This is a genomic window from Wolbachia endosymbiont (group A) of Gymnosoma rotundatum (assembly GCF_947250765.1).
GTDB lineage: Bacteria > Pseudomonadota > Alphaproteobacteria > Rickettsiales > Anaplasmataceae > Wolbachia > Wolbachia pipientis.
Genome location: NZ_OX366347.1, coordinates 1,302,872 through 1,328,930 on the forward strand (window position 1 = coordinate 1,302,872; position 26,059 = coordinate 1,328,930).

At 35.2% G+C, this 26,059-nt stretch carries 27 protein-coding genes and 4 pseudogenes; 5 read left to right on the forward strand and 26 right to left on the reverse strand.

The window, feature by feature from the left end; all coding sequences use genetic code 11:
* The first annotated feature begins 22 nt into the window (after positions 1–22).
* Positions 23–232, forward strand: a complete 210-nt coding sequence (locus tag OOK97_RS06525) for a hypothetical protein (RefSeq protein ID WP_019236585.1) — start codon at positions 23–25, stop codon at positions 230–232.
* Here the strand turns inward: OOK97_RS06525 and OOK97_RS06530 are convergent, their stop codons facing one another.
* On the reverse strand, positions 233–754 hold the full coding sequence (locus tag OOK97_RS06530) for a phospholipase D family nuclease (protein WP_406719913.1): 522 nt from the start codon (positions 752–754) through the stop codon (positions 233–235).
* Here OOK97_RS06530 and OOK97_RS06535 point away from each other — a divergent pair.
* Entirely contained in the window at positions 753–1,676 is a 924-nt protein-coding gene (locus OOK97_RS06535; RefSeq protein ID WP_264705245.1) for a patatin-like phospholipase family protein, read from the forward strand. The genes OOK97_RS06530 and OOK97_RS06535 overlap by 2 nt on opposite strands.
* A 118-nt stretch (positions 1,677–1,794) precedes the next feature.
* Here OOK97_RS06535 and wmk (OOK97_RS06540) read toward each other — a convergent pair whose 3' ends face one another.
* From wmk (OOK97_RS06540) to OOK97_RS06555, 4 genes and pseudogenes are all read right to left on the reverse strand, one after another.
* Complete coding sequence (gene wmk / locus OOK97_RS06540; RefSeq protein ID WP_264705246.1) at positions 1,795–2,706, reverse strand: WO male-killing family protein Wmk; 912 nt, start codon at positions 2,704–2,706, stop codon at positions 1,795–1,797.
* Between the two features lie 25 nt (positions 2,707–2,731).
* The gene (gene wmk, locus OOK97_RS06545) at positions 2,732–3,640 is read right to left on the reverse strand and encodes a WO male-killing family protein Wmk (protein ID WP_264705247.1); all 909 of its coding nucleotides are present in this window, start codon (positions 3,638–3,640) and stop codon (positions 2,732–2,734) included.
* An 87-nt stretch (positions 3,641–3,727) separates the two neighbouring features.
* Positions 3,728–4,177 (reverse strand): annotated as a pseudogene (locus tag OOK97_RS06550) (hypothetical protein); the annotation flags it as partial.
* Positions 4,178–4,197: 20 nt separating this feature from the next.
* Positions 4,198–4,599 (reverse strand): annotated as a pseudogene (locus OOK97_RS06555) (transposase); the annotation flags it as partial.
* Between the two features lie 227 nt (positions 4,600–4,826).
* On the opposite strand from OOK97_RS06555, the gene OOK97_RS06560 reads away from it, so the two are divergent.
* Positions 4,827–5,771, forward strand: coding sequence for an IS110 family RNA-guided transposase (locus OOK97_RS06560; RefSeq protein ID WP_264336326.1), 945 nt, complete (start codon positions 4,827–4,829; stop codon positions 5,769–5,771).
* A 232-nt stretch (positions 5,772–6,003) separates the two neighbouring features.
* Here OOK97_RS06560 and OOK97_RS06565 read toward each other — a convergent pair.
* The 20 genes and pseudogenes from OOK97_RS06565 to OOK97_RS06660 form a co-directional block, all read right to left on the reverse strand.
* A pseudogene (locus OOK97_RS06565) lies at positions 6,004–6,795 on the reverse strand (phage tail protein); the annotation flags it as partial.
* Between the two features lie 263 nt (positions 6,796–7,058).
* Entirely contained in the window at positions 7,059–7,859 is an 801-nt protein-coding gene (locus tag OOK97_RS06570) for a baseplate assembly protein (RefSeq protein WP_264704943.1), read from the reverse strand.
* Positions 7,860–7,861: 2 nt separating this feature from the next.
* Entirely contained in the window at positions 7,862–8,197 is a 336-nt protein-coding gene (locus tag OOK97_RS06575) for a GPW/gp25 family protein (RefSeq protein ID WP_264375260.1), read from the reverse strand.
* A gap of 2 nt (positions 8,198–8,199) precedes the next feature.
* Positions 8,200–8,454, reverse strand: a complete 255-nt coding sequence (locus tag OOK97_RS06580; RefSeq protein ID WP_264375431.1) for a PAAR domain-containing protein — start codon at positions 8,452–8,454, stop codon at positions 8,200–8,202.
* A complete protein-coding gene (locus tag OOK97_RS06585) occupies positions 8,451–8,915 on the reverse strand; it encodes a phage baseplate assembly protein V (protein ID WP_264375430.1) in 465 nt (154 codons plus the stop codon). Before OOK97_RS06585 ends, OOK97_RS06580 begins: the two co-directional genes overlap by 4 nt.
* Positions 8,902–9,378, reverse strand: a complete 477-nt coding sequence (locus OOK97_RS06590) for a hypothetical protein (protein ID WP_264704942.1) — start codon at positions 9,376–9,378, stop codon at positions 8,902–8,904. The genes OOK97_RS06585 and OOK97_RS06590 overlap by 14 nt, the downstream gene beginning before the upstream one ends.
* Positions 9,375–9,866: a phage tail protein gene (locus OOK97_RS06595; RefSeq protein ID WP_406719938.1), complete on the reverse strand. Its 492-nt coding sequence runs from the start codon at positions 9,864–9,866 to the stop codon at positions 9,375–9,377. The genes OOK97_RS06590 and OOK97_RS06595 overlap by 4 nt, the downstream gene beginning before the upstream one ends.
* A 19-nt stretch (positions 9,867–9,885) precedes the next feature.
* The gene (locus OOK97_RS06600) at positions 9,886–10,197 is read right to left on the reverse strand and encodes a head-tail joining protein (RefSeq protein ID WP_226080688.1); all 312 of its coding nucleotides are present in this window, start codon (positions 10,195–10,197) and stop codon (positions 9,886–9,888) included.
* Complete coding sequence (locus tag OOK97_RS06605) at positions 10,197–11,201, reverse strand: major capsid protein (protein ID WP_264704940.1); 1,005 nt, start codon at positions 11,199–11,201, stop codon at positions 10,197–10,199. Before OOK97_RS06605 ends, OOK97_RS06600 begins: the two co-directional genes overlap by 1 nt.
* A gap of 42 nt (positions 11,202–11,243) precedes the next feature.
* Positions 11,244–11,612, reverse strand: a complete 369-nt coding sequence (locus tag OOK97_RS06610; protein WP_264376981.1) for a head decoration protein — start codon at positions 11,610–11,612, stop codon at positions 11,244–11,246.
* 77 nt (positions 11,613–11,689) lie between these two features.
* Positions 11,690–12,715, reverse strand: coding sequence for a S49 family peptidase (locus OOK97_RS06615; RefSeq protein WP_264376980.1), 1,026 nt, complete (start codon positions 12,713–12,715; stop codon positions 11,690–11,692).
* Positions 12,716–12,738: 23 nt separating this feature from the next.
* The gene (locus OOK97_RS06620; RefSeq protein ID WP_264704939.1) at positions 12,739–14,145 is read right to left on the reverse strand and encodes a phage portal protein; all 1,407 of its coding nucleotides are present in this window, start codon (positions 14,143–14,145) and stop codon (positions 12,739–12,741) included.
* A 128-nt stretch (positions 14,146–14,273) separates the two neighbouring features.
* Complete coding sequence (locus OOK97_RS06625) at positions 14,274–14,471, reverse strand: type II toxin-antitoxin system RelE family toxin (RefSeq protein ID WP_237350101.1); 198 nt, start codon at positions 14,469–14,471, stop codon at positions 14,274–14,276.
* 93 nt (positions 14,472–14,564) lie between these two features.
* On the reverse strand, positions 14,565–14,852 hold the full coding sequence (locus OOK97_RS06630; RefSeq protein WP_143688829.1) for a hypothetical protein: 288 nt from the start codon (positions 14,850–14,852) through the stop codon (positions 14,565–14,567).
* A gap of 39 nt (positions 14,853–14,891) precedes the next feature.
* The gene (locus tag OOK97_RS06635; RefSeq protein ID WP_143688830.1) at positions 14,892–15,125 is read right to left on the reverse strand and encodes a gpW family head-tail joining protein; all 234 of its coding nucleotides are present in this window, start codon (positions 15,123–15,125) and stop codon (positions 14,892–14,894) included.
* Between the two features lies 1 nt (position 15,126).
* Positions 15,127–16,962: a phage terminase large subunit family protein gene (locus OOK97_RS06640; RefSeq protein WP_264705660.1), complete on the reverse strand. Its 1,836-nt coding sequence runs from the start codon at positions 16,960–16,962 to the stop codon at positions 15,127–15,129.
* Positions 16,959–18,429: pseudogene (locus tag OOK97_RS06645) on the reverse strand (ankyrin repeat domain-containing protein). The gene OOK97_RS06640 and the pseudogene OOK97_RS06645 overlap by 4 nt, the downstream one beginning before the upstream one ends.
* A 24-nt stretch (positions 18,430–18,453) precedes the next feature.
* The gene (locus OOK97_RS06650) at positions 18,454–18,930 is read right to left on the reverse strand and encodes a hypothetical protein (protein WP_264705248.1); all 477 of its coding nucleotides are present in this window, start codon (positions 18,928–18,930) and stop codon (positions 18,454–18,456) included.
* Between the two features lie 28 nt (positions 18,931–18,958).
* Positions 18,959–20,179 (reverse strand): DNA modification methylase, encoded by a 1,221-nt coding sequence (locus OOK97_RS06655; RefSeq protein WP_264705250.1) that lies wholly within the window; start codon positions 20,177–20,179, stop codon positions 18,959–18,961.
* A gap of 102 nt (positions 20,180–20,281) precedes the next feature.
* A complete protein-coding gene (locus tag OOK97_RS06660) occupies positions 20,282–20,746 on the reverse strand; it encodes a RuvC family protein (RefSeq protein ID WP_264705251.1) in 465 nt (154 codons plus the stop codon).
* 217 nt (positions 20,747–20,963) lie between these two features.
* Between OOK97_RS06660 and OOK97_RS06665 the strand changes: the two genes are divergently transcribed.
* On the forward strand, positions 20,964–22,196 hold the full coding sequence (locus tag OOK97_RS06665; protein WP_264705252.1) for a hypothetical protein: 1,233 nt from the start codon (positions 20,964–20,966) through the stop codon (positions 22,194–22,196).
* Complete coding sequence (locus OOK97_RS06670; RefSeq protein WP_264705253.1) at positions 22,162–23,277, forward strand: hypothetical protein; 1,116 nt, start codon at positions 22,162–22,164, stop codon at positions 23,275–23,277. Before OOK97_RS06665 ends, OOK97_RS06670 begins: the two co-directional genes overlap by 35 nt.
* Before the next feature lie 633 nt (positions 23,278–23,910).
* Here the strand turns inward: OOK97_RS06670 and OOK97_RS06675 are convergent.
* Positions 23,911–26,052: an AAA family ATPase gene (locus OOK97_RS06675; protein ID WP_264705254.1), complete on the reverse strand. Its 2,142-nt coding sequence runs from the start codon at positions 26,050–26,052 to the stop codon at positions 23,911–23,913.
* Between the last annotated feature and the right edge of the window lie 7 nt (positions 26,053–26,059).

The window sequence follows — 26,059 nt, forward strand, 5'->3', positions numbered from 1 at the left end:
AAACTCACATTTTTAAATCATTATGCAAAATCAAAAAATCCCAATTACAGTAATTATCACGTTATTAATACAAACAGTAGCATTCATATGGTGGTTATCCAAGCTAGACTCAAGGGTACAATTTCACGATAAACTTATTGAATATGGTTTAATGGAAAAAGTGTTAGTACTTGAGGAGAGGGTAAAAAATCTTTCTGAAGAATTAGATGAGCTTAAAGCTGATTTTAAGTAATTATTCTTCTACTTTTGGTATATAAGGATCAGATTGAGATTGACGATCCTTCCAGTTTTTGATGTATTGCTCGACTAATGGAGGATCTCCTGTTATAATTAGTAGATTCTCAGCGTTTTTTTTCTGTGCGGCGTCAGAGAAATTGAAAGACCCAGTTATGATTTTTTGGTTATCAATAATCATGACTTTATTGTGAGCGATTGCTGGTTTGAAATCAATATAAATCTTAATACCTTGCTCGAATAACTCATTGATGACACTATATTTTGAATGAACTTGCGACTTATCAAGAATTATCTTAACTTCTACACCTCGTTTTTTGGCTTGAATCAAGGACTCAGCAATAGGCTTTGAGGTAAATTGGTATGCTTGAACTAACACAGACCCTTTAGCATGCTCTACGGAATCAATTATTAGATTGGTGCAATTTTCCCCAGGAGTGAAACATACAGTAGTACTTGGACAAGAAACACAACCTGATAAAAGTGAGCAAGTTAACAGAATTAATAAATATCTAATCATGAAAAAATACATCCTTTCAGTTGACGGCGGAGGCATAAGGGGCATAATACCAGCCATCATTCTAGCAGAAATAGAAAAAAGAACAAGAAAGAGAGTAGCTGAAATCTTTCACTTAATGGCAGGAACCTCAACCGGTGGAATTGTTATAGCAGGATTATGTAAAAAAGATAAACAAGGAAACCCTCAATATTCAGCCAATGATTTAGTTGAATTTTACCAAAAATACGGGTCATATATTTTTAAATCTTCATTTTTGAGAAGATCAATATTTTCTTGGCTTAATTGCGCACAATACCCACATAAAAATATTGAATTTGTACTGGATAAATATTTTGGAGAGGATATTCTAAAAAACACATTAAGTAAGGTACTGCTTACCAGTTATGATATCCATAACAACCGTCCTTTCTTTTTTAAGAGCTGGAGAGAAGATAGAAATTTTATCAAATTGAAAGATGCATTACGAGCTACAACTGCAGCACCTACTTACTTTGTACCTAAATATCTTAAAATCAACCAAAAGGAAATGGTATTAGTGGATGGCGGGGTGTTTGCCAATAATCCAGCGGCTTGTGCATATGTAAGTGGTAAGAAATTGTTTCCAAATGATGAGATTATACTGTTATCACTAGGTACTGGTAGAACAGATAGAAGCATAGCTAATTCAAGGAGATTTGGAAAAATAAGCTGGATAAAACCACTACTACATGTGATGTTTGCCTCAAGTTTAGATGCAGTAAACTATCAACTTAATCAAGTTATAGCTGATAAATATATACGTATACAATCGCAATTAAAAATAGCGTCACCCGACATGGATAATATTACATCAAAAAATATCAAATCTCTTCAGCAAGAGGCAAAGGCAATGATAGAGGATAACCAGAAATTAATAGATAAACTTTGCGATTTCATATCTTGATTTATACCAAGCAAAATTCAACTGAGCCAAAAAAGTTGGTTAGCAAATTCTGCAGAGCTAAACAAGGGTTTGGAATAGATAATATATTAACTATTCTTACTTATATCTTAAATACAATTCAATTTTCACAATCACTCAACTCATCAGCAGTTAGGCCACTTGCTCGCAAAACAACATCAGTAGAAACACCCGCCCTAACTAGATTTTTTGCAATCTTGATTTTCTCTGTTTTTTTAACTTTTTCTTTGCTACTTTTCATACCTTCAGTTAGAGATTTGACTAGTGATTCTTGATTTTCATCTTCTCTGATTAAATTCATTAGCTTATTATCTTCATTTGTTTTAGGCAGCAGAACTTTAATATTCACTGATAATCCTCCTGCTATTTCATATAATTTGTCAAATGATATGGCGGTGTATCCTATTTCATACTCGTGTATTTCCTTGAGTGTTACACCAACTTTATCCGCCAAATCTTTTTGAGTATATCTTCTTATTAGCCTCCATTCTCTTATTCTTTGTCCTATTCTGTAATATATAGAGTCAGTGCAGATTTCTCTCTCTTTATTATAATACTCGTAAATAGATAAGCCGGTTGCTTGGGAAATTATGTCAATTGAAACTCCTTCTTTTACTAGATTTTTTGCTATTTCCAACCTTGCTTCTTCTTGATTAATTTTTTCGCTAATATGAACAAACCTCACTAATGAAGGCACTATTTTGCCTAACTTTTGATTCTCATATATTTTTGTTAGATAGAGTATTTCTTCGTCTTCATCTTCATACTCTCTTACTGTTATTGGTTTAGGTAATAGATCTACAACATTAACTGACAGTACTCTTGCTATTAAATATAGTACTTCAATTGGAATAGAACTATACCCATTTTCATAGCTGTTCACTTCTTGGCATGTTAAACCTATTTGACCTGCTAATCCTATTTGAGTATGACCTCGCATTAACCTACAATCTTCTATTTTTTGCCCTATTTTATAACTTATAGAACTAATATCTCTTACAGAAACAAACATATATACCTTACTTAGAAATAAATTTTCATGCAATTTGATCAGCGGATAAACCAACTATTTGCAAAATAATATCAATAGAAATTCCCCCTTTTACTAAATCCCTTCCAACTTTAATCCTTTCTACCTCTCTCACTTTCTCATCACAAATTTGTATGCTTTCAAACAGAGATTTTATTAATGCATTACGTAGTTCTTGGCTCTCAATTTCTTTGTATTCTTTAATCAAATCAGGTAGCTCATTTTCTATCTCATCTCCTGTTAGTTCAAGTAGGTCCATGATGTTAATTGATAACACCTTTGCTATTCCATATAATTTATCAAGTGGAATAGCAGTCCTTCCTTGCTCATAGTTGCTTATTTCGTGACGTGTTGTACTCATTTTTTCTGCTAAATCCTTTTGAGTGTACTCTCTTACCACTCTCCATTCTTTTATCTTTTTCCCTATTTTGTAGTAGATAGAACCCGTTTTTTCTTCAACACATTCATCAGCAGAGAGACCAATTGTTTTTGCAACAACATCAACAGAAATTCCTGCTTTAACCAGACCCTTTGCAATTTTTATTTTTTCCGATTTTCTACTACTTTTCTCACTAACTTGGACAAATTTGGTTAGTAAAAAAAACATTCTACGCAACTCTTGATCATTAATTGTTTTATATTTTCTTATTAGGTTCAGTATTTCTTCTCCCTCATCTTCAAGACAGCTTTTTGATACAGGAATAAGATCCACAATACTTACTGACAATGCTTCCGCTATAGCGTACAACCTTTCAATTGAAATTCTACGATTCCCTTTTTCATATTGCAGTATCACCCAATACTTTACACCAATTTTCCTCGCTAAATCCTTCTGAGTATACCCTCGCTCTAACCTCCAATTTTTTACTTTTTGCCCTACCTCACAGTCTAGACTTTTTTCCACGCAAAAAACCATATATATAATATTTTCTACTATAGCTCAAAGGCTCCAGATATAACGGTAGAAAAAAACTCTGGAACCTTAAAGTTTGCTGTAGACGCATTAAAGTTCCCTAAAGGTTTCTTTACTACCTCCACATACCCTATTTACCCATGAAGACAATACTTCATCATTGCTAATCGCTTTTATAGCATACTTTTCATTCCATATGCCACATCTAGTGAAATTACCTCTTTCTACCACTTCCTTAAGCTTCACTCCCCCAAAGAGGCAATTTTTTCCAATTTCTTCGCCTCTTTTTTGTAACTCAGCCCACATTTCCTTGTTTTCTACTCTGACTTGTACTTGATCATATTTTTTTACATCGTGGTACAATATAACATTTAGCTTACCAATGCTCGTAGGAAACTCTAATATAATAGAGCTTTCATCTGACATATCGATATAGTTTCTTATACCTCCCTTCTCACTTTTAACCTCAACTGCATCATTGCCAATTTTTAAAATATTACTTCCTAACTCTCTCAGTATTTTGGCTACCTCTACCTTGCTTCTAAGAAACTTCCCATTAGTTATTCCTGTTGAACTAAGATATAACCGAATTCCTGTGCCTTTTTGATTAAATTTTTTACAACCCTCTCTTTGTAACGTGTTTCATAATAGTCCATACCTCTTTCTACATATTCTTGTCCATACTTCAACATACTATAAAAGATACATGCTAATTTCCTTGCCGTAGCAGTAATCGCTTTTGGTGCACCTAGTCTTTTTTTTAACCTTCTACAATATGCACCTATTCCGCTATTGCTTCTTGATACACAGTGAGCAGCCATTCGAAATGCATTCGCGGCACGATTAATGACTTTACGTGTTCTTGTGCTAAACACTTTTTCCCCTGTAATTTTATTAGCAGGGCTTAGCCCCAACCACGAAGTAAAATGCTTCTCTGATCGCCATTTATTATAGTTAACACCAACTTTGTAAATTAAAAATATGATATAAAGGAGATAAGAGGGAAGATAACCCTACTCACTATAGGAATAGAGTTATCACGGGCGTGTGCGACCGACCAACTGTTGGTATTATAACCGTTCGGATCAAGGTACACTAGCCCATCTCTCGATACGTTTGAATAGTTGCATGGGACATATGTATGCACCCGTTTACAATCTTAAATTAATTAAAACTAATCGAGGTTATTATGATTACATCTTATCAAAATTTTATTGGCATTGATATCGGAAAATTTAAAAATGTTGTTGCAGTTCACAAACAGAAGAACGCTGTCGAATTCGACAATGATACTGCTGGCTGGCAACAATTGTTTCAAGATTTTTCAAATATCTTACCTAATTCTTTAGTAACTCTGGAAAACACTGGAAAATATGAGCTTGGCTTAGCACATTTTCTTGTTGATAAAGATATTGCTGTACATCGAGCTAATACTCGCAAAGTAAAAAGCTTTGTTCTATCTCATGGAACTTTAGCAAAGTCTGATCAATCAGATGCAAGAGCCCTTGCTCAGTATGGGTTTGAACGCTATAGTACTCTATCTCTATTTGCACCTATGTCAAAAGAACAAACAACCTTAGTTGCACTTTGTCAACGTCGTGATGACATTACAAAAATGAGAGCTCAAGAGAAATCTAGGCTTGCAGCACCTGAAAACGACCATATAAAAGAAAGCTGTCAGAAAACTATTGAATTCTTTAATAGCCAGATAGATGAGCTCAACAATACCATACAAAAAATTATTGATGAGAATCCAGAGTTACAAAAGCGCCAAAAAATCCTTAAAACAGTTCCAGGAATAGGTGCAAAATTATCTCAAGATTTTCTGTGTCTAATGCCAGAACTTGGTTATGTAAGTAGGGGAGAAATTGCAAGTCTTGCTGGAGTTGCACCTCATCCGAAAGAAAGTGGTAAAACTATTGGTTATCGCAGAATAAGTGGTGGCAGAAGCAACGTTCGTGAAAAGCTTTTTACAGCTGCGATGTCTGCTTCAAGGTCTAAGTCTGCGCTTGGTGCCTTCTATTCAAGGCTTGTTGGTAAAGGTAAAAAGAAGATGGTGGCTATGACAGCTCTAATGCGTAAAATCATAGTAATTGCCAATGCGAGGCTTAAAGAAGCAGTCAATGTGAATTAAAAAAATCTGCATAGAAAATAGGTTAACGAATATGTGCGTCTACACACATTTAAAGCACATATTCGTTAACCATAAGATCTAAGCAGTAACTGTTGTTTGATACAAAATTTTTCTATGATTAAGTTAGGGTTTTTATTGTCAAAAATGCACTTTTTACTCGAATAAAAAACAAAATTACAAACAAAAGTTGTAATGAAACTAAATTCAAAAAATTTTAAAAAACATAGTTGATTGATAATACTATCTGCGCTTTTGCAAACTTTATTTCTGGCAATAAGCTCTGTGGTAATGGATATAGTGCTTTTAAATTGTACCACTGATGACTCCTTTCATAGATGCCTTTGTAATCCCTTGTGTGAGTCTCTGTTTCTCCAAGGATTGCTACATCTAGGCGATATATATCATTGCTTAAAGCTCGTTCATAATGATCGCGTAGATAGTTTTCTATAATCCTAATAACTGGACCACTAGACCTGAAAAAATTTACTCTTCCAAACGATAACACTGGTCCATCTTTTTCTATTTTTACCCCTGAATAATCAGAAAGAAGATCTCCAAATAAACTCTCATCCAATATAAATCTCTGCACATTATAATAATCGTTAAAAATCCTCATTAATCTGGATCTTACAGGCAGTGATAGTTTTGCCAGCTCTACTACTGCATCTACGAAGAAGTCATTTGGTACCTCTTTTATCCCTACTTGCAACTCAAAAAAGTGTTTACCGGGTGGCTCTTCAATAATTGTAATATCTTCTATATTTGCCCACTTTAGTGCTATTTTGAGTGATGCTGGGGTTCCACGTAGTCTTTGAAATTTTACTCCTTCTACTACGGCTTTTCTTCTATCTTTTACCCAACGTAGTATCTCTTCTAAACCATATTCTTCTATTATCCAAGGCAATGTTTCTTCTTCTAATCTAAATTTAAACCCTCTTATGCAACTTGGATTAACTTTATAGTCGATTGTTTCTACTAGCGCTTTTTCTTGCTTTGTTGCGTTTGGCGGTAATAAACTTTTCATTTGTCTTTTCTTTCAAGTTGCTTTAATTTCCTTTATTTAGGTAGCTTATGAGTAAGCAAGAGATCATTGCAAAAAAACAAAGATATTCTCGGTATTAAAAATACTTTCTTTGATATTTGACTATATTGTTAATACCTTAAAAAATAAGTTGCAACAGCTAGGAGAAGGAGAATCTTTTCGTCTGCATAACATTGGTCATTTTTATCCAGTAAACCACTTATTGCACGCAATCCCCTCACTGGCACAAAACAAAAAAATACGTTTTAAATCCTATCTAACTTGACATAGCCAAGCACTGCACACTCATTCCCCAGAACCACAACATCCTCTCTTGGCTCGATTAATTCTACGTTTTCTACACCCTCTACAAACAAATTTGCTATTATCCAAGATCTTGTAACATTCCATCCCAGCCTTCTACTTGCTTCAAACTTCTTAATGAACTGTTCCTTAATTTCCTCCTTTGATATTACAGAACTTATGCTCATTCTGCTGTGAATATCTATTTCCGTAATATTGCAACCAATTACTGTTACTGTATCTGTTAAAACCCTTATATCATCTCTAGTAACCTGCTTTTTTACAATTTCTAGTAGCTCTTCTGACACTATGCCAGTTGTGGATAATTGTGTTGATAAGATTGAAATTTGTACTTTCCCTGGTATAGTTGATTCCACTAGTGCATCTTTTACTCTACTATCTGCTGACAGTGCATGATATTTATAATATTCCTTACTTCCTCCTGTTGACCAACCTGCTATCTTTGCTTTAATTCTTTTTCTAAATCGTTCATCATCTTCTTCTTTCTGCCTCTCTACTCCATAAAACTCAGCTAAATTACCAAGATCTTCTCCTGTTGCAAATTTTAGTAAATTACTTTTTACAGCTTCATTTATTCTTTCTCTGAGTAACAACTCTCTCCATGCTGCTACTTCTAATACCTTTATCGCTGGGTCACTTTCAATTAGTGCTGTAAAACTTTTATCTCGACTTATTAATTCTTCTTTCATCCGAGCAAAAATCTCTTCAAAGTTCAGTGGTTCGATAATATTTGGCTGCTGCATTTTTAAACAACTACTCCATTAATATTTATGAACTTACCTTCTGAAAGATAGACACCTTCTAAATTCAATGTTACTCTCCCTTCTTTTACTCCTTCAACTTTTACTTTTTCTAACTTAAATCTCTTTTCCCATTTTTCCAAAGCTTCTGCTGTTGCTGCATAGATTTCCATAGTTAAATCTCTACTGATTGGTTTATCCACTAATTCAAATAGCCTAGACCCATAATCTCTCCTCATGATTCTACTGTTTACTGGAGTGGTCAGTATATCAATTATCGACTGCTTTAAGTGCTCTATTCCTTCTAACGTCTTTCCTGTTTTAGCATCCATACCCTTCATTTCTATTTTGCAAAGACGCTTTCACTGCCTTTTATTACTTTAAACCCACATGAAACTATATCTCCTACTCTTCCTACACTAAGACCATTTGCAAACACTATTTTTGATCCTTGAATCATTACTTTTCCTTCACTAAAACTGTCTCCTTGCCTACATATTGACTTGCCGTTTACAAAAACATTATTACTTCCGCTAATGCAGAAATGTGGTATAGCTTTTCCACAATAGTCTCCTAACCTTACTATTCCTTTGTTCAATTTAAGTCGATCCTTTCTGCTTTCAGTTTTATTCCACTTTTTGTCATTTCTATGCTCGATTCCCCAGCTTTCAGTGTTATTTTGTCTACTACTTCAATCTCTAAATGATGTTTATCTTTATCGTATGACAACTTTGTTCCATCTTGAAATGTTAAGCTACTCACCTCTTTTTTATTTTCTGGTGCAGAGTACTTTTGTTGATATATTCCAGGAAGTACTACTCCTAAAGATAATTCTCCCAGCGGGGAAAGTATAACTACTTGCTCATCAATATCTGGCGGAGACCAATTTCTATCTTTTCCTGCTTTGCTTGTTATCCATGGCAACCAATCTGTTAAAAATTCGCCTATTTTAATTCTTACTTTTGCTTTTTCATAATCTACTTCTTTTACAAGCCCTATTCGTACAATGTTTGCTAATTTTCTTTGCAGCTCTGAAATAGCAAAATTACTCTCTAACATTTTCTCCTATTGTAATCGTATGTGGCTTAATCTTATTTTCTGTCCATATCGATTTACCTAAATGAAGCTGATGATTCCAATCAACCATCCACACCAAATATGCATCTAATTCGGGTCTAAATCCATCAGGCTCTGCAGAAAGAAATTCAGCCGGAGATACATTCTTTTCCCAGGTATTCTTGTTCACTACTCTTGCTACTTCTGCTGCTAATGACCTTACAACTAACGAGGAATCCTCGACTGTTCCATCAACTACAACCCTTGCTTCAAATCTTGCTTTTAGCGCTAATTCCTCTGTTCCAGGATCTTTTCCCGATTCTAAACTCACAAGCTCTACAAATAACGCTGGCGCTATCAATTCTTTTCTTATTGCTGGATAAATTTCACATGTCTGTATAGACGGTATTTCTTTCTTCAGTGTGCTGCAAATTGTTTGATGTAAATCTGTCCAGAACTTTGTCATATCTTTAAAATATAGTTTAGCTCATGCTTAAAGTATTTCTCAAACACTCTCTCACTCTCATAATTAACAAGGTCTTTTATTATTCTTGAGCCTTCTGGTTCCAGCGGTAGTTTTACTTCCTTTATTGGCAATGCTGCTCTTCCTTCACGTTTAAACATACCGCTATTTCCTTTTGGCATAACTGCTGCAAATCCTCCTATAAACTCATACTTTCCTACTTTCGATCCTCTTCTTGTTTTTTGTATTTTGCCAATTGCCGATGCTCTAATGTCATAGAGATTTGCTCTAATTAACACTTCTAATCTGCTAGTTTTCGCCTTAAAAATTCTTAATCTCTTTCTTATCAAACTTAATTTTATCTTCTTTTCCTCACTGATTTCCTTAGCTGCTTTTGCTTTTAACCATAGTGCTGTTCTATTTAGTGCTTTTATAGCTGCCAGTTTTACTTTCTGCTCTTTTCCGTCAATATTGGAGATTATTTCATTAATATTGTTACTAGTTTTAATATTAAACACTTTCTATTGCCTCAATTTTCCATATTTTACCTGAAGAATCTTTCAATGGTGGTTCAAAAATCTTGTAGAACCTTTTTTCAATCTTGATATAATTACCTATGCTAAAGGAAGTAACGTCCTGATCACGTATTTCTATAGAAGCAATTTGCTGAGTTAATGCTCCATCTGCACCTAAAGAATACGTAGTATCGGGACGTTTAATTAGCACTTTCATTTTACGAATACTCTCCTTATTTTTATTACAATATATGGCTTCCACTCCTAGATGCTCAAAACAATCTTCCAATAATTTTCCTATATTCATCAACTAGAACTAATTTTTACCAAAACTGCCGGACGATGGCACATTGGCAGAGGATTTGACTGCGTATGTAAATCAGTTCCTCTATCAAATCTTCTTGGCTCTTGTTTTGCATAGAGTGGCTGTCCAAGAGTATTTACTGTTTCATTAAAGTCTGCTGGTGCAAAATATGTTGTAAATGTACTTGCTGTTCCTAGTGGAAAACAGTGCCCTGTATCTTTTTCTATAAATCTTCTTACTGTTCCTTCAGGATCAGTTGCTTGCCCTCTATATTCCTCAAATGTTATACCACAAAACGTAAATCCTGACCTCATATCATTTCGAAGCGCTGCTCCTTCTTGCCATCTCTCGTATGCTTCTTTCACTTTACTATGCGAAGTTAGTGCATCAAAAAACTCAGGGCTTACCAAGGCATGAATTCCGGTCATATATTCGCCACTTAAGTTGTCTTCGATATGTCGCAATACCTCCAGACACTTACGCTTGACATCTGTTGTTGCTGTTCCAAGGGCAAAATTTACTACTTTTGGTGTGATTTCAAATTCGTTGTACAAATTTAATAATTCTGACCCGTCAGCATCAAGAATAATTCCCTTCAGCGCTCCCATTCGCAAATGCTCTAATGTTATTGCATGTTTGTTTCTCATTAGCTGCAAATGATCAGTTATTACATCTGCAAGCGCTTTAAGTTCACTCTCTGATCCAAATGCCCTTATTCCTTGTACTTCTTCTGGCAGCACTACATCATCATGCGGAATGTGCGGAATCGTAAATGTTCTTATCTTTCTTTTTCCTCTTTTTCCTACTGTTGCTGGTGCTCCGGGTACTTGCGTTGGTAGTAAACTTAACACTCCGTTGTGTTCTTCTATCGTAATATGTCTAAATCTTACTGACCTACTTGGAAACAAATTTAAATTTTCAACTCGTCCATAATTTATCGGCAATATATTCATCGCATTTGTTAGTGCCGTCATACTAAATGCTGTATTTGTAAATGGATTTTGCATCTTTTATTTTCCCCTTTGTGTTTTTTATTGTTTAATATAGCTTTACACCGCTTTACGGATAATGATCCCTCGTCCTTCAAGTTGCTTTATTGCTGCATTTTTCTGCTCTTCAGTGATATTTGCTGGCCACACAACCGCACAATCAGCTAGCATTGCAACACGAGTAATAATTACTGCTTTAGCATTTTCTGTCGCATTTACATCACTTACTATTGCACCTATTGCTGTTTGTGTACCATCTGTGGCAGTTGGATTTATTATCTTAACCATGCTATCTTTATCAAGAGCCACTACTGTACCAAGCTTTAGGTTCTGCCCTTTTGCTACTGTTATTTGATCTCTTGAATATAGACTTGATGCCTCATACTTTAATAAGTCACCTAGATTATTTTGTTCGGTTATACATGTCATATTTTCTTTTCTCCTTTTTTTCCTTTAGTTTTACCGCCATGTTTGTAGTTATTGTACGCGGCGGTTATAAAAATACTTTAACTCCTACGACTTCTTGCTACCTGTATCATTAAATCTTCTCCTGAATTCTGTGGTATTGCACTCAGTATCTCTGTCTTCTTCGTTCGCTCTGCTAGCAGTTCCATTAAAACTTCCCTTGCTTGCTCAACACTTACGCCCTGCTCAATAAATTCTCCTATCTTTTCTGGCATCTTTGATATATTACATAATCTTATTATCTCTAAAATTTCTCTACTACAGTTCTCGTAGCCTTCCTCAGTTAACTCATTAGTTGTCATGCTAACACTCCTATGATTATTGATAAATTCAAAAAATGTTGTAACTCCATCTGCAAGACCTATTTCTACTGCTTTCTCGCCAAAATATAGACCTGCTTCTGTTGATCGAATCTTTTCAATTGAAAGACCTCTGTTCCTTGCTATTAGCTGCAAAAACATTTCATATAGTCGGTCTACTTCTTTTTGTAAGCTTCCCAGACTTTCAGACGTCATTGGCTCATGTGGGTTTAAATCATTCTTTCGACTACCAGCAAAGATTGTGGTGTACTTAATACCTTGCTTTTCATCAAACCTACTTTGATCTATATGACTTGCTATTACTCCTATACTCCCAACTCCTGAAGTGCGGGTGAGAAAAATCTTTTCAGCGCTAGAAGCTATAGCATATGCAGCAGAATATGCATCATCATTTGCTATTGCTATTATCCTCTTTTTTCCTCTTGCACTATAGATAAAATCAGCTAGGTCAAAGACACCGTTTACTTCCCCTCCTGGACTGTCTATGTCAAGTAGAATCGTCTCTATGCTTTTATCTTCTAAAGCACTCTCTATCTCTTCATGAATATTTTCATACGAAGTCATATCTAAAATATGATCAAAAGCTTCTGTTTTTTTTGTCAAAACTCCATAAATACGTATTATTGCTATTCCTTTTGGGTTTATATGAAAATGCTTTAAGTTCTTAAAGATAGGTTGTTTGCTGTTATATAATGATAGTAGTTCAAAACTTCTTCTCTCTACCATTATTGGTTTATTTATCCACATCACCTTCCTCCCCTTATTGTATTTTATGGCACATTAACGTCACAATCGAAACAAAGTCCAAAAGAATTAGCTCGCTTTTGATCTTCTGCTATTTCTTGGTCAATTTCTTCTACATCATAACCCATTTCTGATACTACTTCCGATCGACTCTTAAATCCATTCCTTACTGCCATTTGCTGTGCTTGCTGGTCTTTCAGTGGATCCACCCAATCAAATCCCTGTGGTATCCATTTTACTTCTTCTTTCGCTGCTTTTACTACTTTTTCATCTATACAGAGTTCTCCACAAAGTACTGCTAACTCTAGCCATCTATTCCATACTGGTCTGCAAAATTGGAATACCACAATGTTATGTTGCAGCATAGCGCATCGACGACGAAACTCTATTAATCCTGCTCTGATTGATGAATAATTAACGCCGGTTAAATCTCCTGTTAGCTGCTCATATGTTATCCCTGTACCAATCGCTATTGCCCTGAGTTGCTGTCTCATGAATGCTTCATAACTTCCTCCAACATCAGACGGCTCTGAAAATTTTATATCTTCTCCTGGGTCTAAAAGCTGCATTGTTCCAGGTTCTAGGCCAGATAATGCTACTCCTTGCTCACTTGCTTCACCTTCTCCCATGATATTTGCTTCTGGATCGAGTCTCGTAATAAACCCTGCAAACATCGCTGCTGTCTTTTTTCTCACTAATTCTGCATCATCGTATTGATCAAGTTCATAAAGCTTTAGCAGTATATTAGAAAGCCATGGCTCTCCTCTAATTTGCCCAGGTCTTAATGGTCTATAGATATGTAAAACATCATTTGCTGGCACTCTCACTGATTCTCCAAACATACTTTCACCAGGGTGTTCTTTAAATAGGTAATATGCTTCTCTTTGCCCAAGCCTGTTAAACTCAATCCCGTTTCTTATTACATTACCATTGGCTAGTGTTTGATTGCTCTTATTGTCCAAATGCTCTGATTCCAATACTTGAAGTTGCAATGGTACAGAAAATCCATCTTCGAGTTTACGATGTCGGAGGCGTACAAAACACTCTCCACCTTCTATCATGCTCCTACATACCAGAGCTTGTAATCCATAAAAATCACTTATTCCACAGCTATCTGCTTCATCTGTCCATTTTAGCCATAATTCTTGCACTTTCTTTCGAAATTCTGCATTCTTTGCTTTTGATTGTGGTTTTATTCCTGTTCCAATAGAGTTACTTACTATTGTATCAATAATATTTGCTGCATATGGATTTTTTCTCACCATATCACGTGATCTACTACGTAAAGTTTCAAGGCTTTGAGACAGCAAATTGTTTATACTTCCTAACTCTGGTTGAAAGTGAAAAAATCTTCTTCCTGAGCCTGCTGCATCCCACGCTGAGCTTTTGATTTTTGGCTTACTAAATAGTTGTTTGAACGATTTTAATAGCATTTTGCCTCTTTGATTATGCAGCAGTTTGTTGCGCAATTTGACATTAAAAAATTACAGCAAGCTGCTGGAGAGTCTGGCTGTTAACACTTTATAAATTATGCATGAGGCTCTTGCACAAATACCAACGCTTATTCTGGGCTGCGTTCATAAATGTCCTTCCGATGTCCCATTGCAGTAATAGTTACTGTGTGTTTTGAGTAATTTATCCTATAAATTACACGATAATCACTTACTCGTATCCTAAAATACCCTTTGAATTCATGCGATAATGCTTTACCTATTGCTTTAGGGTTGGTTGCAAGACGACTATCTACAGCTCTTCTCACTCTAGATCTTATCGTTGGTGGTAATGCAAGAAAGTCTTCCTCAAGAACTTTTTTTGAATAGATAATATCGTATCTCAGCTTGTATCTCCACCTTTAGACTGTTTTTGCAGATAATATTCTATTCCAATCTACATCCTCACTTCTAATTTCTTCATCACCTCTAGCATCACGCTCAAGAGAAAGCTTAGCCAACTTTATATCTACTTCATCTATTTCATCATCTTCTTCAGATAATTTACTTGCTTCAATTTCTTCTTCCACTAGGTCCTTTACAACCTCTTCTATAGTTCTATTTTGAACTTTTGCCATTTCTATAAGGTAGTGAGCAAATTCCCCCTCAAAATTTACATTAACATTAAGCCTTTCTTGACTTTGATCCATATTTTAACTAGAAAATACCAATTTTAAACTATAACATTTTTACACAATTTTGTCAATTCCCTTACTTGTCGCAATCACAATTCTTCTCTTCGGTCTCACACCTGCAACTTTCAGTTCAGCCTTAATACGTTGCCGTAGATTCAGCAGGTCATTTATCTGAACTTCAGCATATCTCACCACATGGTCACCATATGCAATTGATACTACTCGCTCTCCGCTTTGCAGTTTTTTTATCGCTTCTTCGACTTGACTTAAATATTCCTGATTGTACATTTTACTTCTCATTCAACCATTTACTTTGTCTCACTTTTTTAGGCTTTTTACTTTCCATTTTTCCACTCAAACTATTCCACTTACTCTCTGGCCATCTGTCTATTCCCAGTGCTATCGATGCTGCTCTTGCATAAATCCTACAGTCTAATACTTCATTTCTTTCTCTTACCTTTTGCCACTCCTGTTTGGTGTATCCTTTTACTACCTTGCTGACTAATTGCTCTGCCGTTAGCTGCTTAAAATATTCAGGTGCATACTCCGGAAAATGACAATATCCAGGCAGAGCTTTTCCCTCTTCTTCTTTCAAAATATTAAGTAATTGAAAAAGCTCTGACTTTAATATCGATACTCCCACTGGCCAGAGCTTTATTCCTCTCTTTAGCTTTTGACCACCAACTGTTATATCTACTCTACTTGGGCTGCTAAGTGGTACTAGTGCTTTATTTACACCTTTGACTGCCATTACTCTTCCAGAGCCTTGATGACTTCTCACCCAGTTATACACTTCCTGCGTTGCATACCCAGCATCAACCGCCATCATACTTATCATATATTCAAGCCCATTTTCACCGATAAAATGATGACTCAGAAGCTCCGAAAGCTTTCCCCATACTTCTCCTCTTCCAGTATCACCTTCAAATACTCGGTAGTCTATTGACCAATTTTCACGGCTTTTTCCCCATGCTACAACTTCCACCTCTAGACGATCTTTTTGTACATCTACTCCTGCTGTAAGAACTACTTCGCCTTTTGGTACTGTGCCTACGGGAAAAAATTCTCTTCTGTTGAATAATTGCTTCCAGTCTGGTACTTCTCCTTTATCTACCCAAGTTTCTCCTAAAGTGGTATTTATCCAAACTTTTAGTAATTGTTCACTTTCTTTTGCATGAAGAAAATCCTCTACTGCTTGAGTCCAGCTATACCAGCCAACTGGACTGTAAAGACTTGAAAGATGAAATCCTTTTTTTGTCCCTTTTTTTGCTACTTCCACTGTTGCTCTCCATTCTCCACGGTCTAGCATCTCTGTCTTTTGATGATTTTCTATCTTTTCACCACATTCTATACATATATAGTGTGCTGTATTTGGATTTTTATCTTCCCATTTTATTTGTGACCATTTTAATATTTGGTAATAATTACAATGCGGACATGGTACAAAAAAATATCTCTTATCTGTTGCTTCAAATTCTTTCTCAATTCTGCTTATTCCATGAATCGTTGGCGTTGATACTAAAAAAATCTTTCGCCTTGCAAATGTATTAGTTCGAGCAATACTGAGCAGCACTGGATCTCCTTCACCACCTGAATCTCCTGGATAGGCATCTATTTCATCAAGAAAGAGATATTTTACTGGCATGGACCTGAGACCTACACTGCTATTTGCTCCGGTTATTACTACTATTCCACCTGGAAATTCCTTACTTTGTACAGTATTCCCTGAATCTCTTGACCTTGGGTCTTTTACTTTACTTTTTAAACATGGTGTACTCTCTATTAACGGTGCAAATCTTCCCTTCGACCAACGTTTTCCCATTTCAACTGTTGGCTGTACTACTAGCATTGGTCCTGGTGTTTGATCGATGATATAGCCAATCCAATTGTTGCCAGCTTCTGTTCCTCCAATCTGTGCTCCTTTCATGAATACTACTTTTTCTGCTGGTGAGGACGGAGATAGTGAATCCATGATTTCTTTTAAATAAGGAGTTCTCTCTGTTCTCCATTTTCCTGGCTCTGATGCTGCAGTTGGCGCTAAAACTCGATACTCATTCGCCCACTCTGATACTTTAAGCTCTGGATCTGGTTTTAAACCTTCAGAAAAAGCTCTAGCGTATATCATTGTCTGCATCTACTCATAATTGGTTCTATCTCAATATTGTTAACAGTAGAGTTTATTCCTCCACACTCCTCCAATTCCATAAACATCTTTTTCTGAAATTCATTTTCTATATATCTTTTGCTCATCTCACTTATCATTATTGCTATAATAAGCGCAAGTATTCCTGTTATTGTTGCAAAAATGATTGCATTGCTTATTGTTGTTGCTGTTAAACCTATATATGCTGCCATTGCTACTGCACTTACTGAGGTAAAAACACAGATCACACTATTGTATTTTCTTACTTTTGCATCTCTATGCTCTATACACCTATAATAAATTGGTACAGATCTGCCTATCTCATCTGGTAATTTGATGCTCTTTTCTTTAAATAAAGTTTTTAGCAATTCTAAATTATTTGACTTGATTGCTAAGTGCAGAACAGGTGTATAATTTGCTCCTTTTTTCAGCAATAACTTTACTACATGTAAATGCCCTTTTTCCGCAGCAAGGTAAATCGGTGATAAACCTTTATTATTTACAATATCAATATCGATTTCTTCTTTTAAGATAGACTCTACAAGCTCAATTTCTCCTCTTTGTGCAGCTAAATGGAGTAGACTATTCTTTTCAGAACCATATTTATTACTCATCAAAGCCTTCTTTATCTCAGGTTTAGCGTAATCAAACGGTGTCTTGCCGCTATCGTCTTTTACCAGAGGGTCTATATCTTCTCGCGTTAGTAAAACTTCTATTGTTTTTAGTCTTTCAGCATAATGTAGTGGTGTTTTATTTTCGTAGTCTTGCAAATTTACTTGAGCATTAGGCTCCTTTATTAAGGATTTGAGGATATCAAGACATAAGTCTCTTTCATCGTAATTAGCATTACTTACAGCTATATGCACAGGTGACAATTTCATTGAGTTTTGTCCCATGCGTGCACTATTCACATCTGTTCCAAGCTTCAGCAGTAACTTTACTATCTCCAACTTTTTATTATTAACTGCATAGTGCATTGGTGTCTGATTTCGTGCATCAAAGACATCTATTTCAGCTTTTCCTTCTCTTATCAAAATCTTTACAACTTCTGCATGTCCTATGCCTGCTGCTAGATGTAATGGAGTATGGTGCAAAGCATTTCGTACATTAACGTCAATACCTTTTCTGATCAAATATCTCACTGCATTAATTTCACCTATCATCGCAGCTAAATGAAGTAAGCTATCTTGTTCTGACCCGTACTTGTTATTAATTAGTGCTTGTAATATTTCTGCTTTTTTCCCTTCTTTGGCGTAATCAAGAGATGTTTTACCTTCATTATCTTCCACAAAAGGATTAATGTTCTTCTTCGTGAGTAACAAATCTACCATGCTTAAACTCTATAGCGCAATGCAGTGGAGTTTTTCCGTTTAACCCTCTAACATTAACATCTAATCCAGGTTGATTGATGAGACACTTTATTAACTCTAAACTTAAGTTATCAGCCATTTTATATTCAAAATCTTTTTATATTTAAAATTTAGCGTTAGATAATTCTTGGAGTGAGTTTGTAATCTCTTCAGTTAGCGTCTCGTGAATTTTTTCAGTGTCACTCAGTGATGCAAGCAGTGCTGAAACTCTATTTGGAATATTAAGCAAATTATTACGGACAACTCTTGCTACGTTAAATGCTTCATTTCTTACTTCCTCTACTGCTATAAGTTCTCCTATCTCAGCCTTAGCTTTCGCCTCAAGCAGTTTACCACGTTCCATTTCATTTTTTATTCTAGTTTTTAGCAACATCGTGGAAAGTTTTTCTCCGCTTTCTGAATAGTTTTTTCTTCTCAGTGGTTGACTTGGATCTCTTATTGTTTCTATAGCCCTGTTTGCTTGTTCTCGGTCAATGAGTCCATCCTCCAGCTCAACTATTCCTTTTTTTACTAAATAACAGACATATTGCTTTGATACTCCTATCTCTCTTGCCCATTCTGTTTGTGTGATTTTTTCCACTCTTTTCCTCCTCTCTTTTCGCTCCTTTTTACGAATTTTCTTCTTGAATTTCCGCAAAAGTTTTACCAGTACTGGCTAAAATTGCCTCCCTACCTGTGTATACTTGCCAACGTTTTATCGTTACATCTACAAATTTTGAATCTAGCTCTATTGTTCTGCAAATTCTTCCTGTTCTCTCACATGCAATCAGTGTGCTGCCAGAACCACTAAATGGATCAAGTACAGTATCCCCAGGTCTGCTGCTATTAACTATTGCTTTCTCCATTAGCTCTACTGGCTTCATCGTTGGATGTAGTGTATTATGTGTTGGCTTATCATAAAACCACAGATCACTTTGATTTCTACCTCCATGCCACTCACGTTTATTGCCGCTTTTCCATCCATAAAGCATTGCTTCGTATTGTCTTTGATAATCTGATCTTCCTAGCGTAAAGTGATTCTTCGCCCAAATGATAAATGTTGACCATTTTCCTCCCGCTTCCTCAAATGCTTTTTGCAACGTTGAAAACTCTGATGATGATACGCAGATGTAAATTGCACCTTTCGTATATGCTAAAATATGAGTGCAAATATCATAGAGAAAAAGTTCGTACTTTTCACCTTGATTATCGTTTAATATTTTTTTATCTTCTCTCTCTTGGCTACTACCATAATCAACGTTATATGGAGGATCACAAACAGTAATGTCTGCCATTTTATCATCTAACAGCGCTTTATATGATTCAACTATAGAGCTATCACCACAATAGATTCGATGATCACCTAAAATCCATAGATCAGCTGGTTTTGTTATTTCTACTTTTTTGTCATCAACAACTAAGTCAGAAAGATCTTCTTTTTCACTATCTAAATCATCAAGGAAATGTTGAACTTTTTCTAATTCAAATCCTGTCATTTTAAGGTCAAACTGCAAATCTTCTAGCTCTTGAATTTCTACCTTTAAAAGATCATCATCCCACTTTGCCCAATTAGCTGATTGATTTGCCAGTAATCGAAAAGCTTTGGTTTGTGGTTCATTTAGATTATCACTTAAAACCACTGGAATACTCTCCATACCAAGTTTTCTTGCTGCTTTAAGTCTTAAATGACCATCAACCACAGTGCCATCGCTTTTTGCAACTATTGGTATACGAAAACCAAACTCCCGAATAGAAGCACACATTCTATTTACTACATCATCATTTTTACGAGGATTACGCTTATATTCGAGGAGGTTTTCAACAGGATAGTAGTGGATTGCTAAATTCATATCTTAATAATTAAAAAGTTAATATTCAAAATATCTCTGACGCTAAAGAAGGCCTGGGGTCTGACCCACCAAACCCGCCAATATGGCCGAAAGGACCCATTTTTATGGCATTCTTGATATGTTAAAATCTTTACTAAGATTCATAACGTAAAACATTAATGCCAAAGCATCGGCCTCATTATCATCTCTAGGTGAAAAACTTTTTTCACGTATCGCTTCAATAACTTCACTCTTACTTGCATTGCCTTTGCCTGCTATAAAGCGTTTTATAGTTTTAACATTAACACCTTGGTAGGGAATATTGTTCTCTTCACACCAAGAAGACAGAACTGCGAGAAAACCGCCATAGCAATGCGCTGCATCAGTTCCTAGATGTCTTCTTACTTCCTCAAAATACACTGCAGAAATGTCCTTCAAAGAATTAAGCCAATTACGAAAATTCAAGAAGCACATGCCACCTCCACTGAAACGACTACCATGAAAGCTTTTGCTTCCACTTTGAATTATTCCATCTGTTAGAATTGCCCAGCCCGTTTGCTTGCCAAGGTCCAGTGTTAGGGTTGACATTTATATTCAGAATTTGTTTCGCTAGAGTGCTATATAATATATATTCAGGATTTGAAAAATTTTTGTCCAAAAAATCTTCTTCTTAAGCAAACTTTTTAGAAAAAACTTGGTTAAAAATCAGTAAACAGCCATTGCATAATTATTGGTCAAGACTTTCAGATTTCTATCTTAACTATTTAAATAGTCTATTATGTTATTATGGTGTGGTTAGTTTCTTATGAACATTTATCCAAATCGTAAATTTTGGGAAGATGATTTAGAAGTACCTGTTAACCATTTGCTTGATCGTTTTCACAATACAAAAATACGTCAGTCTTGGATAGATTCACTTTCTGGTAAGCAATTAAATATCATTTTTCAAAACTTCTTTAAAGATAAATTAAATGCTCAACTCTTTGATGATGAAAGTTGCGATAATACATCTGTACAATACAAACGTAAAGTGATTGCTAATTATTCCGATTCTCTCCTTACTTACTACTTGATTACCTGTTTTGACCGTGCAAAACTAGAAGTTACTGTCAGTGAAATTGCAAGATCTGCATTAACTACGGAACTCATGAAATCCTACCTTGTAAAAAATAATAATAAATATGATAAGAAGTCTTTGCTATTTCTACTGTTTCATGCAGATTACAATCTTTTAAAGTCTGTCTATCACTTTGAAAAAATACAAAGAAAGAGTTTCATGTCTTTTGCCTTACAAAAAATACCAAGACGACCAAGTACTCCATTTAAGGACTTTATCTCAGAGGAAATCATACAACAAATACTGAAAGAAGATAACATTAAGAGAAATGACAGTTTCGAGAATCAACTACAAGGTTTCTTCTATCATCAGAATCGTTTATATGTGTTAATACGCAAAGCTAGCGATATAGATTTGTTGTTAAATTCAAACAAAGTTATTCATGGCCATAAGGCAGAGTGGATGATTTTGGATTTTCTACTAAATGGCACTCAGGTAGATCTTGGTGCTAGAAATATCGATCAAGCTATAGAAATAGCAAATAGCATTGCAAGTTGTTACTTTGGCTGCGAATGTATTTTTGTAGATGTGCAGGATAAAAACTTCGCGGAACAGGTGCATAAATTTATAGAAACTTGTATTAATGAATCTGATTCAAATATTCGTGTTTTTGAGTTAAAGTTTCAGTCAAATCGTTTCAATTACAGCTATACTAATATCACTTTGACTGTTGCTCCATATGATCCTATTGCACCGGAATTGCATGTTTTAAAGCCATTTGTAGGAGACATAGTGCCATTTATAGAATCGATTAAAGTAATATTTCAAGGCAAAAAGATAGGCTTATTTTTCAAGCGAAGTGATGAGTATATAGCAATTTACTACTCTGAACATCCTCTGAATAAAAGGGAAAGAGAGGATTTTAAAGCATACATAAAACAATTTTATGGTCTTACAATCTTGCCAAGAGCAAATCTCTGATCTTCTTAATTCTGGCAGCTCTTGGGTTAATCCAAATCAAAATTACATCGAAGCAGCAAGGTATTTGTCAGATCTTGAATTAATTAAGATGCAAGAGAGGTCTTATATTATCTGCTCTCGTAGACAAGATAAATTAGATTGGCCAAATATAGTTGATCCATACTGTAACAATGAGATTTTCATTGATGAGGACTTTAACGAAGCATGCGATAATATAATTTGTGAAAACTGCAACCGTGATATTTTACCTAATACCTACAAGAAGCAAAGATTTCATCGCTTATCTGTATATTTAAACCCAGAGAAAATCATGCATTGGTTTGAAGGTCAGCTAAGTAATACGCATTTCATGTGGCAAAAGGTGGAAAGAGGAGTTTATCATGTTGGTGACCAAGGTCAATTTGTAAATCTCATTGTTCTTGATTTTTGCACCAATCCAACATTCTTAACCATAGATAGGCTAAGAGTCAATCCAACCGTATTAGTAATACTGAGAAAAAATCCATCAAACATACCTCTTGATTTGCCCATAGTAAAAATGGTTGACCTTTTCTTTCAGCATAAGACTTTAATTGAAGTATTTCAAGAAGCAGCACAAAGAGGAGTACTAGAGTTCATACCAAATACTTCAATGCAAATTTTGCATACTTCACTTAATCTAATTGAACCTCCTAAAGAGAAGGAATTACTAAAGTTGCAATTGATAGAGGGCTCACTTTATGTAAATAATATAGAGATTCTAAATAAGAAAGCTGTAGCATGTATGAAAGTTTTTCGCATATTATTTGAACAATTTTTGCATGATTGTAAAAAAGAATTACCCCCTGAAAAACACATGTTGCTTAGCATAACTGAAATAGAAAAGCGCCTAAATCTTGATCCAGAAGCAGATCCAGAACATTACATTAGAAAACCAATAAACACAATTCAAAGAACAATAAAAACTACATTAGCCAAAAAGTTAGGACTAAACATCGAACGTAATGATGTGATTCAAACAGTTGGTTGGCCTGGATCATCGCGTAAAGATTATGGTTACCGTATTAACCCTTTTACTTTGGTTATAAAAGCAACTCGTTAAGTTTTAGAGATACTAAATAACCAATTAAGCGCCATAAGTTACGTAAAATATCGACTATACAAATCTGTCTCATACATTAAAAAAATTTCTTTACAACTAAAGTAAAACGTGATAAAATCAACATATGGTCTTTCTTATAAGTTAAGACATGGTGTTAATCGGCTTTTAAGGGCTGTTATAAGCGTTCTTTAGGTCAAGGTGGTATAATTGTACCCTGAAGTTGTAGAATGGCTTTAAAACGCAATTACGGGCCATTTGTTTTTTCTGAGCGTTTTCTTTCATTTCTTTTATCAGATAACTTTGAAAGAGAGCTTTACACATATACATAACTTATTATTGTAAGTAAAAGAGAAACGAACAGAGTAGTATGTTTTAAAGTCATACTACTATATTATTATATAATAATAGGAGTTATTCTGAAAACTGAGAGTTGAACAAAACCCTCTATATTCCTGAACTTTTTCCCTATTGCTCAGTCTGTAGCTATAAAATTCAACAACCCCTCTAAGTTGTTGAAAATCTCGCATTTCTTTCATCCTTACTAAATTCAGTCTGCATAGACTAAGCAAATTCTGAAGACAAACTGAGCAAATCCGAAGACTGAAATAACTCATATTTTCTATTTTAATTTTATTAATCGCAGATGCTATGATGAACCCAAGTATTCGGATTTTCAACTGGTAAAATGCTACCATTCTCCAGTGATTTATAGTCGGTTGGTAAGACCTTTTCATAAATTGTCACTTCTTTATTCAGTTGATGATCAAATACCTTACTTTTCTTTTCCATGCCTGCAACACAAAGCACCCCATATCTAGTTCTTGCTCCATTTTTACCTTCTCTATTAAATTTTATATAGCCCTTTGTAGCTAAAGTATCAATACGTTCACGGATCGAATGTTGACTACCAAGACCTGCTTTATTCTCAAATGCCTGACAGAACGAATTTATTGTATATAGACGTCCCTTCCGTGCTTCATCATAAATTAATTGTAGAATAGTATCATACCTACGCAAACGTTCTGCATCTAACCTTTGGCCATAATCTTTGTTCACAAGTCTTTGCGATTCATAATCAACTACGTACCAGTTATTGTTAATCTTATCAATGTATTTTGATGCAATAGCGTGGCCATTACGTAACTCAAAGATTAGTTGACGTTTACTTTGTTGTTCATCTGGTCTGTGCATAATTATTCCTGTAGTATAAAATCCCCTTAAACTGCTTGCACCGCTAAAACTTTGAAATGGGTCTTCTTCCAATGATTTCTTTTGCATCTTCTTTGTGTGGTGTACTAAAATAACTCCTGCATCTTGATTAGCCAGCTTTCTCAATTTACCAACCCTTTCTTGTAGAAAGAATAACATAGCATTGTTGTCATTTTCACTACTATTCTCGCCGGCATCAAAAATATTGCGTAGTGGATCTATTGCTATTATATCAACTGCATTAGAGCCAAATGAACTTTCTATTTTATCTACAATAATCTCTATACTATCATCATTTAGAAGTAACTCCACTTGTGGTGTAATAACTAAGTTATATCCAGCAATTTCAAGAAGTTCTTCATTTAGTTTAATCTGCTGAAGACGTTCACGCATATAGTGATAGCCAATTTCAGTTTGTAAGTAAAAGATTTTCAAAGGTCTTGTGGGCATCATGTTCAAAAATGGAATTCCTCCTGCCATGTGTAATAACCAAGAAATAAGAAAATCACTTTTTCCAACCTTAGGTGCACCTGCAAACACCAATAGTCCTCCTGGAGTTAAAATTCTTGGAGCTATTATGTCTTTCGGCATTGGTGATTTATCGTTTAAATACTTTATTACTGGAATTGCTGAAAGTGAAATGCAACGTCCTGCTTTTTGAACTTTCGAGAATTCCTCGGTAGTTGATAGTTTTTTCACATATGGAACTTGAAGAATTAAAGATAAGAATTTTTCAACATTTATACCTTCTTTCACGCAATCAGCAGCGTCCCAACCCTTTGGTTTATCTTTAGGTATTTCCAAAATGCAAAGTTCTTCAACTCCAAGACAAGTAAGTTTCATAGCAGATTTTTCAGCGTATTTCTTGCCTGCTTCATCATTATCTGGCCAAATAATAACATGTTTACCTTTAAGTGGAGTCCAATCTGTCTTCTCAATAGGTGCATTTGCTCCTGACATTGCTGTTGTTGCAGTTATTCCTTTCTCTATCAGCGCTTCTGCACATTTTTCTCCCTCAACCAGAACAACTTTATCGGACTTTAAAATACCTGGAATATTATATAGTGGCCTTATCTCTGGTACACTAAAGGTGGATTTTTTGATATCAAAAGGAAGATATCTCTTTCCACTATCATCATCATAACGATATACTCTAACAATAGCTTGGCCGTTTTCATCGTAATAATCCCAATATGCAGTTGGACTACTTGAAGTTTTGAAATGACCAAGCCACTGAGCTATAGAAGTCATTACTTCAGGAAACTCTATTCTCGTACTTTTTCTATGTACTCCTGCCCAAAGATCAATGATATCACCACCTTCTCCTGTTGCAAAATCATGCCATAGGCCAGCTTCACTGCCACTTAATTCTACTACTAGACTCTTGCCTTTATCACCTTGTATATTGCCTACATAAAACTTATCACCACAAAAAATCCCTCTTGGCAATAGATAAGAAAGGCATGATCTGATATTTAACAGAAGCTGAGCTTTAAGCTGTTCTTTTTCTACTAATGATGCATTTTTTCGTGGAGCTGCAGTATTAAAATCACAATAGATACCCATAAAATCT